Genomic DNA, 13521 nt, shown 5'->3' on the forward strand with positions numbered 1-13521 from the left:
GCAAAGACCTGAGTTTATCGCATCGAAATAATACAATGGAGAGTACTTGAAAAATGTTTGAAAAGATATTGGGCACATCCGAGAAGGTCGGCGCGACCTCCTGTGCAGACAAAGAAGAATTACTCGAAATTGCGGCGGGCAACAGCTTTTTGGACGGACTGTTCACTTTTTTCAGGAAAGAGGACGTTAAAAAGTGGCAGAAAATATTCAGAGAAGTCTTTCCCGCACTGAAAGAGGAGCTTGCATTTTTCGGCTATGACTGGCTTGGCAGGCTTTATTTTGTGGATTCCGCTACAGACAATGTGAAAATGGTCGATGCTTTTGACTGCGAGTTCTATGCCACCGATATGCCTTTTGAATCCTTCCTTGATGATATCGTCGATGACCCCGACGGCTTTCTTGCCGCAGAATTCTATGAAGAATGGGTCGATGAAAACGGCGATCCCGATTTGAAATACGGCAGCTGTATAGGCTATAAAGTACCCTTGTTCCTTAACGGAGCGGAAAATATCGACAACCTTGATGTTACAGATCTTGAGGTTTACTGGACTATCACAGGGGATCTCTATAATTAACAGCCCCTGCAGGATCAGGATATAGCAAACGAAATTGAATTTGGGATATAATTTTAAACAAGGCGGATAGAGTCATCTATCCGCCTTTTGTATAGCGCGGAGAAATCGGGGGATAATGATACTAAATTTCAATAATATACTTGCAAAAATTGCGGAAATATGGTATGATATACTTATCTAGTTGTGTTTAGAGGAAATGAAAGATGGAAAGTAATTCGGTTATCAGAAAAAGGCGCGTAAAAGCGCAGCAGAATATGGTCACAGCCCTGTGTCTTGGGTGTATGCTGTTTACTGTGTGCTGGTCGGTGTTTGCAGCCGTGAAAGAAGCACACAAACCCGCCGTTGACACCAAGGCTGAAAAAACTGCGCCTAAAATTGAAATAACCTCGCATGAAGCGAAACCGGAGGAAACGGACTCCTCAGAAGCCGAGCCCGAAAGCTCTGTTACAGAGGAAACAAGTTCCAATGCGCCCGATATTTCAGATGGCGAACACCCATATGCTGTAGCAAAAGATACAGCCGATGACCTCGGTGATGCAGTGTTTATCGGTGACAGCCGTACAGTCGGCATGATGAACAGCACCGATAAGCCCCAGGCGACTTTCCTGTGCGCAGTCGGTTTGAATATCGATACCGTACTGACCTCTGCCGAGATAGCACAGGGCGACGGTTCGGTGGGTACTCTCCAGCAAGCGTTAAGCACCCGTCAGTTCGGCAGAGTTTTCATAAGCTTTGGCACCAACGAGATGGGCTGGCCTTATGTCGATACCTTTGAGGAACACTATACCGAGATGGTAAAGACTATCCAAAGCTATCAGCCCAATGCGGAGATATACCTGATAGGTATACTTCCTCTTGCAGAATCCCAGGATCAGGACGGCGATGCCGTAAATAACGAGAACGCCCGCACATTCACCGCTTCGATAGAAAAAGTGGCAGGCGAACTGGGTCTGCATTATCTGGACTGCTCTCCTGCGGTTGCGGATGAAAACGGCTACCTCCCCGAGGAAGCTTCTCCCGACGGTATACACATGACCGCCGACTATTGCCTGTACTGGCAGAATTTCATAATAGACAATACCTGATGGTATGAATATAAGATTAAAAGGATAAGGTGAGTAAAATGAATATCAAAAAAACAGTATGTATCATTCTTGCAGCTATGACAGTTACCTGCGCCTGCGCTTCCTGCGGCAAAAAGGAAGACAGCGATAAGGGCGGAGATAAAGCGAAGACAGAAACTGTCGAGAACATAGATGTTAAAGCTATAGCAGATCAGCTGAAGAGCGATATCTCCTATGAGGACAGCCTCATCGAATTTGATGCAGATAAGATCGAAAAGATAATGGGCGTTTCACCCGATGCTTACAAGTCTGCAAAGGTATATGCAAGCTCAACAGGTGCTACCCCCGAGGAGATCGCCTGCTTTGAAGCAAACAAGGATATGACTGAAGCCATCGAGGGAAGCCTTACTATAAGACTTGCTAACCAGAAGTCAACCTTCACCGATTATAAGCCCGAGCAGGCACCCAAGCTTGACGACGCTGTGCTTATCGTAAAGGGCGATTATGTATTCTACTGCGTATCAGGCGACAGCGCAAAGGCTAAGGAGATAATCGGTTAATGCTTTTTTCAAGTACGACCTTCCTTTTTGGCTTTCTGCCCGCAGTACTGCTGATGTATTTTCTCATGCCTGTACTGTTCAGAAAGCACTCAAGAACAGCCCAGAATGCTGTGCTGTTCCTGTTCAGCCTCGTGTTCTATGCATGGGGCGAACCGATATACATATTTCTTATGTGTCTGTCCATAACAGTCGCATACTTCACGGGCATATTTGCGGATAAGACCCGCCTGCCCGAAAATAAAAAGGACAGTAAAGGTCCTTTTGCCGCGATGATGACAGCGGTGGTCTGGAATCTGGGACTGCTGCTGTTTTTCAAGTATACGGATTTCTTTATCAACACGATAAATTCCGCCGCTGGCACACAGATAAAGCCCACAGGGCTGGCATTGCCTATAGGCATAAGCTTTTACAGTTTCCAGACCCTGTCCTATGTTATCGACGTATATAAGGGCAACGTTAAGTGCCAGAAGAATATACTCCATCTTGGCACTTACGTGGCACTGTTTCCCCAGCTTATAGCGGGACCTATTGTCAGATACATAGATGTCGCCGAACAGCTGGTACACAGAGATGAAAGCATCGAAAAGTTCGCGGAGGGCGTAAAACGCTTCTGTGTGGGACTTGGCAAAAAAGTCATAATAGCCAATGCAGTGGGTGAGCTTTTTGACAGTATATCCCATTCGCCACAGAACGAACTGAGTGTGGCTGCAAGCTGGATAGGCATAATCGCTTATACCTTCCAGATATACTTCGATTTCTCGGGCTATTCCGATATGGCGATAGGTCTAGGCAAGATGTTCGGGTTTGATTTCCTTGAAAACTTCAATTACCCATATATATCCGATTCCATCACCGAATTCTGGCGCAGATGGCATATCTCACTTTCAAGCTGGTTCAGGGATTACGTCTATATCCCACTGGGCGGAAACCGCAAGGGCAAGGCAAGACAGTGCGTCAATATCATGGTGGTATGGTTCCTGACAGGCTTCTGGCACGGTGCTAACTGGAATTTCATGATGTGGGGCGTATACTTCGGCGTGATACTCCTGCTGGAGAAAAACTTCCTGCTGAAACTTCTGAAAAAATCACCAAAGATAGTACAGCATATCTATGCACTTCTGCTGATAGTAATTGGCTGGGGCATATTCGCATATGAAGATACCACGGCACTTTTGCAGAACCTTAAAAATATGTTCGGCTTTGGCGGACTTCCCTTCTGGAACCACATGACATCTTTCCGCCTTTCACAGAATGCTCTGCTGTTCATACTGGCGGTAGTATGCTCTACTCCGCTTATCAAAAAAGCAGGCGGATTCCTTGCAAAGCGCAAGCCTGTCCTCTACGAAACGGTCATTGTCCCCGCAGAATGTATCCTGCTGTTCACAGTATCGGTAGCGTACCTTGCAGGCAATTCCTTCAACCCGTTTTTGTATTTCAGGTTCTAGGAGGACTCGCTTTGACGGTGATATATCAAAAATACGCCGACAAATGTAATTTCTGACGGAGGTACACCATGAAAAAATGGTATAACGAGGAATACGAATTCACAGTTAAAGTATTGGGATTTCTCCGGGGAAACAAGACCGAAAGATACTGCCGCAACGGCGAAGAGCCCGGCGATATATATACCTGCACTTACGGCTGTCCCGTAAACAAGGACGGTCAGGGTATATGCTCCAAAACAATGATGATGCTGTACCCGCTGATGGAAGCTGTCCGCAGCGGCGGAGACCTTGAAAACCTTGGCGGTGACAGCAAGTATACAAAAACAGTAGTCTGTCCTGACGGCTGTGTCATGTTCAGACTGACAGCAAAGCCTTTGGGCAACCCTAACTTCCATAAAGGAAAGTTCTGGGATTACCCCGATGAAACAGAGGAACACTAATGAATCACGAATTACTGAATCTGCTGGGTTCACTGGCATTAAAATGCGGCATCATAATGGTGCTGATAGTGCTGGCTTGTCTGGTAACGCCGAGAATGGCAAAATGGATACAGAATAAAAATCCTCAGCTGGCAGACAAGATCGAACGCAAGGGTCTTGCCACGCCCGAAAGGGTGGAGAATACTGCCACGGGACATTCTCCCCAGGAAAACTACGAAGTTCACAGCGCCTTTGAAGCTTCAAAGGACGAGGGCTTCGACCCGAATTACAAGATATATAATCAGGATATCTACGCTTTCAATTTCGGTAAGAAAAAGAAGAAGGCGGAAGACAAGCAGGAAGTTCAGAGCGATGAAAATGAATGAGAAAGCTTTGGCAGATATTTTTGAGAAGATCAAAGCGTCAGAGGGCTTAGACGTTGGCACGCTGTCACTGGCATGGCTGATAGTCTGCGGTGACAAAAATGCGATACTTATCGACAGCCGCGATGAGGTAAAGCTGTCCGACCTGAACGGCAGGCTGTGTTTCAGGTATAGCAGTGATGATCCTGATGATGAAAGCTATTTTGAAGCGATAGACTTCTTTGAAAATAGTTTCAGCGGCAGCGTAGAAGATACCATCACTCTCGACAGTCAGCAGACAGATAAGCTTATCGCTGAAAATATCAGAGAGCTGAATTCACTGCATGATGGTAAAATGGATATCCGATACGTTTGCAGCATTTTCAAGCTGAACAAACTGTTTGGCATACCATCGGAGGATATACAGGATTCATTCTATATGCGGTTCGGAGCGGTGGGTGAAAGCGGCAGGACGTTGCTGTACCACGATATCGAATATCTGCAAAATGATGTTGGCGAATACGAGTGCATCGATGACTTCACCCTGAATGCGGATACGCATATCGACAAGGATACAGTCAGGGTCATTAAGATCAGCAAACAGGCGCTGACGGAATTCATCTACGAGAACTTTGTTGCGGGTCAGGAAAAATATCTTGATGTAAAAGCAACAGAGGTATCGGACTATTTTGAATTAGATCCCGAAACAGGGGAGTTCATCTTCTGTGCGGTAAAGTTAGAGGACGATGACGGAAATTTCCTGACCTTGCCCGAGAATATCGATCTTAAAAAGGTCATGAAGAATATCCCCGACACCGCGGAAAGCGTGTTTGGACCATCGGGAAAGATATACAGGGACTATACAAAGTCCGAGCTGAAAAAACTTTTGGAAAAATAAGTAAACAGTGGCGGAATGATATCGCCGTACATATAATTAGGAGTTGAAAAAAATATGGCAAAGAATAAGAAAATGGTCGATGCGATAACCTCAATGGATGAGGATTTCGCAAAGTGGTATACCGATATCTGCACTAAAGCAGAACTCATAGCGTATACAAGCGTAAAGGGCTGTATGGTAATAAGACCCTATGGCTACGCTATCTGGGAGAACATACAGAAGATACTCGATACCCGTTTCAAGGCACTGGGTCACGAGAATGTTTGTATGCCTATGTTTATCCCCGAGAGCCTTCTCCAGAAGGAAAAGGATCACGTTGAGGGCTTTGCTCCCGAAGTTGCATGGGTAACTCACGGCGGAAGCGAAAAGCTTGAAGACAGACTCTGCGTAAGACCTACTTCCGAGACTCTGTTCTGCGAGCACTATGCTAATATCGTACACAGCTACCGCGACCTGCCCAAGCTGTATAACCAGTGGGTAAGCGTTGTAAGATGGGAAAAGACTACCCGTCCTTTCCTTCGTTCCAGAGAATTCCTGTGGCAGGAGGGTCATACTATCCATGAAACTCCCGAGGAGGCTATCGAAGAAACAGAGCGTATGCTCAATGTCTATGCTGACTTCTGTGAGAAGGATCTGGCTATGCCCGTAGTTAAGGGCAGAAAGACCGACAGTGATAAGTTCGCAGGCGCTGAGGCTACCTATGCTATCGAGGCACTTATGCACGATGGTAAGGCACTTCAGGCAGGTACTTCCCACTATTTCGGCGACGGCTTTGCCAAGGCTTTCGGTATCCAGTTCACAGGCAGAGATAACAAGCTTGCATTCCCCCACCAGACATCATGGGGCGTTACTACCCGTCTTATCGGCGCTATCATCATGACTCACGGCGATGACAACGGTCTTGTACTGCCTCCCGCAGTAGCACCTATACAGGCAGTTATCGTTCCTGTACAGCAGTTCAAGGAAGGCGTGCTTGAAAAGGCAAACGAGGTATATGAGCAGCTGAAAGCAGCAGGTATCCGCGTTAAGCTCGATGACAGCGATCAGTCTCCCGGATGGAAGTTTGCTGAGTACGAGATGAAGGGTGTGCCTGTTCGTATCGAACTGGGACCCAAGGATATCGAGAACGGTCAGTGCGTAATAGTTACAAGACACGACAGAGAAAAGACCTTCACACCTCTCACCGAGCTTGTTGAGACAGTAAACGCTAAGCTTGAAGCAGTACGCGAGGGAATATTCCAGAAGGCTCTCGAGAACCGCGAAAGACGTACCTACGCTTGCAAGAACACCGATGAGATCATCAAGGCTCTTGAAGAGAACGGTGACGGCTTTGTAAAGGCAATGTGGTGCGGCGAAGAAGAGTGCGAGGATAAGGTAAAGGAACTGACTGGCGTTGGTTCAAGATGTATTCCCTTCGAGCAGGATAATATCAGCGACGTTTGCGTATGCTGCGGCAAGCCTGCAAAGAAAATGGTACTCTGGGGCAAGGCATATTGATCTTACAGATAAATCCAAAGAGGACAGCGATCGGCTGTCCTCTTTTTGCGTATGTTCGTGTGATATGGCAATACAAAAGCGGTGGGTACATGAGTACTCACCGCTCAATATTTAATATCAGATCATTGAATCTTCCCAGCAAGCAGGAGCTTCGATACCGAATATCTTCAGTACAGTAGGTGCTACGTTAGCAAGACCATACTTCTCGCTGTCAGCGTCCTTGATCTCGTACTTGTCCTTGCTTACGATGTAGAAAGGAACTCTGTTCAGGGAGTGAGCAGTTCTTACATTGATCTCACCCTTCTTGTTCTTCTCCAGCATCTCGTCAGCGTTGCCGTGGTCAGCTGTGATGAGTACAGTATAACCGTATTCCTCAGCAACCTTCAGCAGTCTTGTCAGACCCAGATCAACAGACTCAACACCGATGATGGTAGCGTCCATAGAACCTGTGTGGCCAACCATGTCACCGTTAGGGAAGTTGCATCTGATGAAGTCATACTTTTCAGACTTGATAGCCTCGATCAGATCATCGGTGATCTCAGCGGACTTCATCCAGGGTCTCTGGTCAAAGGAAACCTTATCGGAAGGTATCTCTTTCCAAACTTCGGAAGCGAACTTTTCACTTCTGTTGCCGTTCCAGAAATATGTAACGTGACCGTACTTCTGTGTCTCGGATACAGCGTAGGACTTCAGACCTGCCTTCTCCAGAACCTCACTCATAGTATCCTTGATCTCGGGAGGATTTACAAGGTACTTGTTAGGAATGTGGAGATCGCCGTCGTATTCCAGCATACCTGCGTAGATAACATCGGGCTTAGCGCCTCTGTCGAAGTATGTGAACTCATCGCCGCCGTCGAATGCCATAGAAAGCTCGATAGCTCTGTCGCCGCGGAAGTTGAAGAGTACAACGCTGTCGCCGTCAACTATCTTGCCGACAGGAGCGCCGTTTTCAGCGATAACGAATGCAGGAAGATCCTGGTCGATAGCGCCTGTCTCGTTTCTGAGAGTCTCAACAGCTTCAAGAGCGTTTGCAAACTGTCTGCCCTCGCCCTTTACGTGAGTTTCCCAGCCGAGCTTTACCATATCCCAGTCAGCCTGATATCTGTCCATGGTAACTTTCATTCTTCCGCCGCCGGAAGCAATCTTAGCATCGAATGTTGCGTCATTCAGTTCAGCCATGCACTTCTCCAGATCCTCGATGTAGATGGGAGCGCTTGTTGCGGGAACATCTCTGCCGTCAAGAAGTACGTGTACTCTTACCTTAGCAGCGCCCTGCTCCTTAGCCTTAGCGATCATCTTCTTCAGGTGAGAGATGTTGGAATGAACGTTACCGTCGGAAAGCAGACCGATGAAGTGAAGAGTGCTGCTCTTAGCCTTAACGTTGTTTACCAGTTCGTTCCAAGTCTCGGAAGCGAACATCTTGCCGCTCTCGATGGACTCGTTAACGAGCTTAGCACCCTGAGAATAGATCTGACCGCAGCCAAGTGCGTTGTGACCAACCTCGGAGTTACCCATATCGTCATCGGTAGGCAGACCAACTGCGCTTCCGTGAGCTTTCAGGGTGGTGTAAGGACATTCTTTTTTCAGTCTGTCCAGTGTAGGTGTGTTAGCCTCGGTAACAGCGTCACCGAGATGTGTAACGGAAATACCGATACCGTCCATTACAACGAGGATTACTTTTTTGTTAGACATATTTTAAGTCCTTTCTGTATATATTACCGAATCGTCTGCCAAGCGCCCCCGCCGCAGCGGGGGACCCGACAGCTCTTCGGCTTTGAAATTTCAGCCGAAACTGTTACTTTGCTTTGCCCTGATTTGCCACACTGTTCATTTTTGCAGCAAGCTCATCGGGGTCGCACAGATACTCCTTGCCGATCACGTTGAATTCGTCATCAAATTCATATACCAGCGGTGTTGCCGTAGGTATATTCACATTGATTATCTCCTCATCGCTGAGACCGTCAAAGTACTTTACCAAAGCTCTCAGGCTGTTGCCGTGAGCCGCTATAACCACACGCCTGCCCGATTTTATCTGAGGTTTTATCTCCTCTTCAAAGTACGGAACAGCTCTGGCGATGGTATCCTTGAGACTTTCCTGCAAAGGTAACTCTGCGGGATCTTCCTCGCGGTACTTCGGGTCCTTCTTCGGATTTCTTTCGTCATCCTCGGTTAGTGCCATCGGAGGGATATCAAAGGATCTTCTCCAGATCTTCACCTGCTCCTCGCCGTATTTAGCGGCAGTTTCGCTTTTGTTCAGACCCTGGAGAGCGCCGTAGTGCCTTTCGTTGAGCCTCCAGCTCTTAACTACGGGCAGCCACTCTCTGTCCATCTCGGCCAGTACATTGTTGAGCGTATGTATAGCTCTTTTGAGGTATGAGGTATAGCAGATATCAAAGTCATAGCCTGTCTCTTTCAAGACCTTGCCTGCCTTCTTTGCTTCCTCAACACCTGCCTCGCTCAGCTCAACGTCAGTCCAGCCCGTGAACTTGTTCTCCTTGTTCCACTCGCTTTCGCCGTGGCGGATGAGTACCAGTTTCATGCTCATATTAAATTGTCCTTTCGTTTATCTCACTGTCCGCGCATGAAGGACAGCGGGATACTTATTTATAATAAATGCTTTGCGCATATATTACCGAAAACAAATAAGAATTAAATATACACTTTAGAGTGTGACCTGAAGTTCAGATACTGTCAGTCCAGATCACAAAATCTCTGCCTGCAAACTGCAAAGCCCATCAGCATGAAGATATATGCCGCAAGATTTGCCCAGCCGCAGTATTCCAGAATGCGGAAATGTGTCTGGGTAAAGGCTTTGACATCAGCGCCAAGTTCAGCCGCTGATCTCACCGCCTTTGAGAACAGCAGTCTTGAAATAATGGTAGATGCCGGAAGCATAAGGAATGACAGCAAACCGATGATCTGCGGGTCCATATCCTTATCCATCATAAGTTTAAGCAAGAACCATAATATAAAGTAGATTATAACGCCGCCCAGAAGTACGGCAGCAAGTGTCATGTCGGGATTATTTGCGGGGACTTCACTGATTTCTATTTTGAAGAATTTTATCAGCGCATCGTCATAAAATGCGGGACGAAAGATCAACAGTATAGTTATAAAAAACATATAGATGACTTCGGATACTACCGAAAGAGTCATAAGTCTGCGCAGCAGCCTGCTTCTTTTCATTTTTAACACACCTCATGAATAATATCAGACGGCATAAATTTACCGCTGAATATATTTATTGCAAGAATTTCCCCAAATTCCCCAATTACTCTATGAAAAAAGGGAGCGGGCTGACCCGCCCCCCGATGTGTTTGCTAATTCAGATATCAGCCGTTTACAGCTGCCTGTACGATGGTGTTGAAATCAGCAGCCTTGAGGGAAGCGCCGCCGATAAGACCGCCGTCAACGTTCTCCTTGCTGAGCAGCTCAGCAGCGTTGCCTGCGTTCATGGATCCGCCGTACTGGATAGTAACTGCCTGAGCGGTAGCATCGTCATACAGCTTAGCAAGTGTAGCTCTGATGAATGCGCAAACTTCTTCAGCCTGGTCAGCAGTAGCAGTCTTGCCTGTGCCGATAGCCCATACAGGCTCGTAAGCGATAACAGTCTTCTTAACGTCCTCAGCGGAAATATCGAAGAGGTCAAGCTTGATCTGACGAGCGATAACTTCCTCAGTGATGTTGCACTCACGCTCCCAGAGCAGCTCGCCAACGCAAACGATAGGCTTCAGACCTGCAGCCAGAGCAGCCTTTGTTCTCTTGTTAACAGTCTCATCGGTCTCGCCGAAGTACTGTCTTCTCTCGGAGTGACCGAGAACAACGTACTCAACGCCCAGCTCAGTCAGCATATCAGCAGATATCTCGCCTGTGAAGGCGCCGCTCTTCTCGAAGTGAACGTTCTCAGCGCCGACCTTTACGTTAGAACCTGCGGTAGTATTAACAGCAGTCTCCAGATTGGTGAAAGGTACGCATGCGATAACCTCGACCTTACCTTCAGCATTTGCTACGAGGGGCTTGATAGCTTCCAGAAGCTCCTTAGCTTCGGGACGGGTCTTGTTCATCTTCCAGTTGCCTGCAATGATAGCTTTTCTTACGGATTTCTTCATTTTAAAAACTCCTTTTTATAGAAAATAAGATTAAAACCTACATAATCAATTATACAACAATAGCAGACCAATGTCAATGCTTACAGATAAAATTTTAACAATTGGGAGATGATAAGCAAACCGGCGGAAACTGCCAAAGCAATCATCTTTGACAATTCCCGCCGGTCGGTTGTTTTGCCTTACAAGAACCCTCTCAGTTCCCTTGCCAATTCCTCTTCCAGCGCTATCAGCTTTTTCGTGATATCCTTGGAGTATTCCTCTGCCGCGGCATACTGGTTGAGGTATTTTGAAAGCGACTTGATACCCATATTACAGCCGTCAGTTATGAACTCTGCCGCCGCTTTATCGGTATCATCTGTCACCAGTTTGAAATTCGCCTTTATCTTCCCCATAAGTTCAGCCATCATCGGCGGGTCTTTACCCTCATCGCTGAATCTTTCAAGCCGTTCATTTATCACCCTGTTCATTTCCATATGCTGTTCCCTGCTGTTTTCAAGGATATTTTTCAAGGGTTCACTCAGCCTGAACTCCATAGTATCCTCTATTGAGGATACACCCATTTTTGCACCCGCGTCACATTCCCGCAAAAGTCGGACGGTATCTTTTTCTATCATAGTATCAGTCCTTTCAGTTTTATGGTTATAGTGTTGACCTGTTGCCGCGAATTATACTTAGCGTGTTTTTAATTGTATATTTGCTTTGGCGGGTAGTTGGTGAGTTTTCGCCTCTCAGCTGCGACTGCGTCGGCAGCGTCCTCGGGTCGATGCGCGAGCAATAATTTTACGCGGATAGTTTGTGCGTGTCGTATGGTTTGGTACACGCTCGTACAATTTGGTATTGCCGCGCCGGTTTGGTCGGGAGTTTGCTTTGCTATTTAAAGCACAATTTTCACATCGCTTTTGCGCTTTGACCGAGAGGCTCTGCCCCTCAACAGTCAGCTTTGCTGATTGTGGCTCTCCGCAAGCTTTTCACGAAAAGCTTGACCAAAAGCTCGCTTCCTTGGCATTCTATCCTCAAAAAACGGTTGACCTCGCTTTGCCGATGTGGTATAATATCTTTGAATAGTCCTTACAGTGGTATAATTTTTTATACCAACCGATACCACAGCATACGAAAGGAGAAATATAATGTACGAAGAATTCGCAGCATGGCTCGATGAAAAACTGGAGAACGGTCTCCCCGATACAGCGGCGGCAGTTAATTTCAATATCTACGAGGAGGAAAATAACGGCTGGTCCGTTCAGCTGGTAGCTTCCGACAGATTTGATGCACAGGATGATGAATGGGCTTGCTTTGAAGTTTATTCCTCGCAGGAAGACCTGTATTACTGGGAAAAGGAATACAGCTGGGAAGAAGCACACGAAGATGTCCGCGAACTTATATCCGCTTATCTTGAAAATGGCAGATACTCGGATATGCTGAAAAACTACCGTGCAGTAGGTTTCGGCTTTGTTGACGGCGACCTTGAACTTGCCTACGTAAGGGAGTGATATCATGACCGATCTTGATATTGTGATGCTGGTATGCCTTGCAATAGTCGCTGCGGCACTGATTGTTACAGATATCCGCGTGATAAAGGCATGGAAAGCCGCAAAGGATAAAGTCACCCTTACCGAGATAGGCGATATCCTCTGCATGATACTTTTTGCAGCGGGTGTGACCTGCTGTTATTCGGTGGATAATATGTCTCTGCCCGTGTATGTGCTTTCGCTGATAGTAACTCTGCTTTTTCTGCCCTGTGCATTCACTATAATCACCCCCGAGGGCATTATCGTCCCCGAGATAAAAAAGGATTGTCTCCGACCTGCCGAAAAATACAGCTACGATTATACACAGGGCAAGGTCATCAAAGAGACTCTCAACATCTACTACAACAACGGCAGACCGCTGAAACTTTATCTCGGCATAAAAAGCACCAAACTTTTAACTATGCTGAACAACAATTATGAAAAGCACGGGTACGAAAACCCCATGCTGAGGAGTGAGTAAAATGGAAATGTATAAACTTCTTGCCCTTGCAGATGATACTGACAAAAGCTTTGACGGGCTTTTCAGCGGGGCAGGTCATATCGTCGGGATAGTGCTTGCAGTTACGGGACTTCTTCTGCTGTACATAGCGTTCAAAGTTGCGCAGGGGTACAGCTTTATACCGACCCTCGGCAGTGAGACTGTCATCAAGGAAGATAACTATGTTGAGGGCACAGCAAAGGCAGTTGAAAAGATAGTTACCAAAATGCCCGACCCCAACGGCGGTGAGGACAGAGAGTTCGTGGAATGGAAGATAGTCTACACCGCGAACGGTGAGGAATACTCACAAGAGATACCGGATGACGGCTATTCAGAGGGCGATAATATCAAGATCAAATACGACCCTGCAAAGCCTTCTGCATATTATATTGCAGAGGAAAAAGAGGAAACCGACGAAAGCGAAGACACTACTGACGAGGGCAAAGGAAAAATGACAGGACTTATCCTTGGTGTACTGGGTGTGCTGGTGATACTCGGCGGCGTGGCACTATATTTGAATTCCTGATCGTCAGCGCTAACAAAAAGATCAAGCGTATGCAAAACTCAATGCATACGCTCTTTTTA

16 protein-coding genes are annotated in these 13521 nt (G+C 46.8%); 11 read left to right on the plus strand and 5 right to left on the minus strand.

The genetic code is table 11. The annotated features are described in order from the left end of the window. Positions 1 to 53 precede the first annotated feature (53 nt). From N773_RS21335 to proS, 8 genes are all read left to right on the plus strand, one after another. A complete protein-coding gene (locus N773_RS21335) occupies positions 54 to 575 on the plus strand; it encodes a T6SS immunity protein Tdi1 domain-containing protein (protein ID WP_024858245.1) in 522 nt (173 codons plus the stop codon). Positions 576 to 778: 203 nt separating this feature from the next. Then, a complete protein-coding gene (locus tag N773_RS0113340) occupies positions 779 to 1660 on the plus strand; it encodes an SGNH/GDSL hydrolase family protein (RefSeq protein ID WP_024858246.1) in 882 nt (293 codons plus the stop codon). A 38-nt stretch (positions 1661 to 1698) separates the two neighbouring features. Beyond that, positions 1699 to 2199, plus strand: coding sequence for a DUF4358 domain-containing protein (locus N773_RS0113345; RefSeq protein WP_024858247.1), 501 nt, complete (start codon positions 1699 to 1701; stop codon positions 2197 to 2199). Then, on the plus strand, positions 2199 to 3644 hold the full coding sequence (locus N773_RS0113350) for an MBOAT family O-acyltransferase (protein WP_024858248.1): 1446 nt from the start codon (positions 2199 to 2201) through the stop codon (positions 3642 to 3644). The genes N773_RS0113345 and N773_RS0113350 overlap by 1 nt, the downstream gene beginning before the upstream one ends. Before the next feature lie 68 nt (positions 3645 to 3712). Beyond that, positions 3713 to 4084, plus strand: a complete 372-nt coding sequence (locus N773_RS0113355; protein ID WP_024858249.1) for a TIGR04076 family protein — start codon at positions 3713 to 3715, stop codon at positions 4082 to 4084. Further along, the gene (locus tag N773_RS0113360; protein ID WP_024858250.1) at positions 4084 to 4449 is read left to right on the plus strand and encodes a hypothetical protein; all 366 of its coding nucleotides are present in this window, start codon (positions 4084 to 4086) and stop codon (positions 4447 to 4449) included. The genes N773_RS0113355 and N773_RS0113360 overlap by 1 nt, the downstream gene beginning before the upstream one ends. Further along, on the plus strand, positions 4436 to 5323 hold the full coding sequence (locus N773_RS22950) for a hypothetical protein (RefSeq protein ID WP_242840389.1): 888 nt from the start codon (positions 4436 to 4438) through the stop codon (positions 5321 to 5323). The genes N773_RS0113360 and N773_RS22950 overlap by 14 nt, the downstream gene beginning before the upstream one ends. A 54-nt stretch (positions 5324 to 5377) precedes the next feature. Continuing rightward, entirely contained in the window at positions 5378 to 6820 is a 1443-nt protein-coding gene (gene proS, locus N773_RS0113370; RefSeq protein WP_024858252.1) for a proline--tRNA ligase, read from the plus strand. A 117-nt stretch (positions 6821 to 6937) separates the two neighbouring features. Here the strand turns inward: proS and gpmI are convergent, their stop codons facing one another. The 5 genes from gpmI to N773_RS0113395 form a co-directional block, all read right to left on the minus strand. Continuing rightward, positions 6938 to 8512 (minus strand): 2,3-bisphosphoglycerate-independent phosphoglycerate mutase, encoded by a 1575-nt coding sequence (gene gpmI, locus N773_RS0113375; RefSeq protein ID WP_024858253.1) that lies wholly within the window; start codon positions 8510 to 8512, stop codon positions 6938 to 6940. A gap of 103 nt (positions 8513 to 8615) precedes the next feature. Then, positions 8616 to 9365: a 2,3-diphosphoglycerate-dependent phosphoglycerate mutase gene (gene gpmA, locus N773_RS0113380; RefSeq protein ID WP_080678343.1), complete on the minus strand. Its 750-nt coding sequence runs from the start codon at positions 9363 to 9365 to the stop codon at positions 8616 to 8618. A gap of 146 nt (positions 9366 to 9511) precedes the next feature. Beyond that, positions 9512 to 10006: a hypothetical protein gene (locus N773_RS0113385; RefSeq protein ID WP_024858255.1), complete on the minus strand. Its 495-nt coding sequence runs from the start codon at positions 10004 to 10006 to the stop codon at positions 9512 to 9514. Between the two features lie 146 nt (positions 10007 to 10152). Then, entirely contained in the window at positions 10153 to 10929 is a 777-nt protein-coding gene (gene tpiA, locus N773_RS0113390; protein WP_024858256.1) for a triose-phosphate isomerase, read from the minus strand. 179 nt (positions 10930 to 11108) lie between these two features. Next, positions 11109 to 11543 (minus strand): hypothetical protein, encoded by a 435-nt coding sequence (locus N773_RS0113395; protein ID WP_024858257.1) that lies wholly within the window; start codon positions 11541 to 11543, stop codon positions 11109 to 11111. 513 nt (positions 11544 to 12056) lie between these two features. Between N773_RS0113395 and N773_RS0113400 the strand changes: the two genes are divergently transcribed. From N773_RS0113400 to N773_RS0113410, 3 genes are read left to right on the plus strand one after another with little or no spacing between them, the layout of a single operon-like run. Next, positions 12057 to 12419, plus strand: a complete 363-nt coding sequence (locus N773_RS0113400) for a hypothetical protein (protein ID WP_024858258.1) — start codon at positions 12057 to 12059, stop codon at positions 12417 to 12419. A 4-nt stretch (positions 12420 to 12423) separates the two neighbouring features. Beyond that, positions 12424 to 12918 carry a hypothetical protein gene (locus N773_RS0113405; RefSeq protein WP_024858259.1) on the plus strand — a complete coding sequence of 165 codons (495 nt, stop codon included), beginning with the start codon at positions 12424 to 12426 and terminating at the stop codon, positions 12916 to 12918. A 1-nt stretch (position 12919) separates the two neighbouring features. Further along, positions 12920 to 13462, plus strand: coding sequence for a DUF3592 domain-containing protein (locus tag N773_RS0113410; RefSeq protein ID WP_024858260.1), 543 nt, complete (start codon positions 12920 to 12922; stop codon positions 13460 to 13462). Positions 13463 to 13521 lie beyond the last annotated feature (59 nt).

Origin of the sequence: Ruminococcus albus AD2013, assembly GCF_000526775.1 — a bacterium.
Lineage (GTDB): Bacteria > Bacillota > Clostridia > Oscillospirales > Ruminococcaceae > Hominimerdicola > Hominimerdicola alba_A.

Coding starts and splice junctions, on each gene's coding strand:
- tpiA (WP_024858256.1), bottom strand. CDS start 10,929: ATGAAGAAATCCGTAAGAAAAGCTATCATTGCAGGCAACTGGAAGATG.
- N773_RS0113355 (WP_024858249.1), top strand. CDS start 3,713: ATGAAAAAATGGTATAACGAGGAATACGAATTCACAGTTAAAGTATTG.
- N773_RS0113350 (WP_024858248.1), top strand. CDS start 2,199: ATGCTTTTTTCAAGTACGACCTTCCTTTTTGGCTTTCTGCCCGCAGTA.
- N773_RS0113385 (WP_024858255.1), bottom strand. CDS start 10,006: ATGAAAAGAAGCAGGCTGCTGCGCAGACTTATGACTCTTTCGGTAGTA.
- N773_RS0113400 (WP_024858258.1), top strand. CDS start 12,057: ATGTACGAAGAATTCGCAGCATGGCTCGATGAAAAACTGGAGAACGGT.
- gpmA (WP_080678343.1), bottom strand. CDS start 9,365: ATGAGCATGAAACTGGTACTCATCCGCCACGGCGAAAGCGAGTGGAAC.
- gpmI (WP_024858253.1), bottom strand. CDS start 8,512: ATGTCTAACAAAAAAGTAATCCTCGTTGTAATGGACGGTATCGGTATT.
- N773_RS0113410 (WP_024858260.1), top strand. CDS start 12,920: ATGGAAATGTATAAACTTCTTGCCCTTGCAGATGATACTGACAAAAGC.
- N773_RS0113395 (WP_024858257.1), bottom strand. CDS start 11,543: ATGATAGAAAAAGATACCGTCCGACTTTTGCGGGAATGTGACGCGGGT.
- N773_RS0113345 (WP_024858247.1), top strand. CDS start 1,699: ATGAATATCAAAAAAACAGTATGTATCATTCTTGCAGCTATGACAGTT.
- N773_RS0113405 (WP_024858259.1), top strand. CDS start 12,424: ATGACCGATCTTGATATTGTGATGCTGGTATGCCTTGCAATAGTCGCT.
- proS (WP_024858252.1), top strand. CDS start 5,378: ATGGCAAAGAATAAGAAAATGGTCGATGCGATAACCTCAATGGATGAG.
- N773_RS21335 (WP_024858245.1), top strand. CDS start 54: ATGTTTGAAAAGATATTGGGCACATCCGAGAAGGTCGGCGCGACCTCC.
- N773_RS0113340 (WP_024858246.1), top strand. CDS start 779: ATGGAAAGTAATTCGGTTATCAGAAAAAGGCGCGTAAAAGCGCAGCAG.
- N773_RS22950 (WP_242840389.1), top strand. CDS start 4,436: ATGAAAATGAATGAGAAAGCTTTGGCAGATATTTTTGAGAAGATCAAA.
- N773_RS0113360 (WP_024858250.1), top strand. CDS start 4,084: ATGAATCACGAATTACTGAATCTGCTGGGTTCACTGGCATTAAAATGC.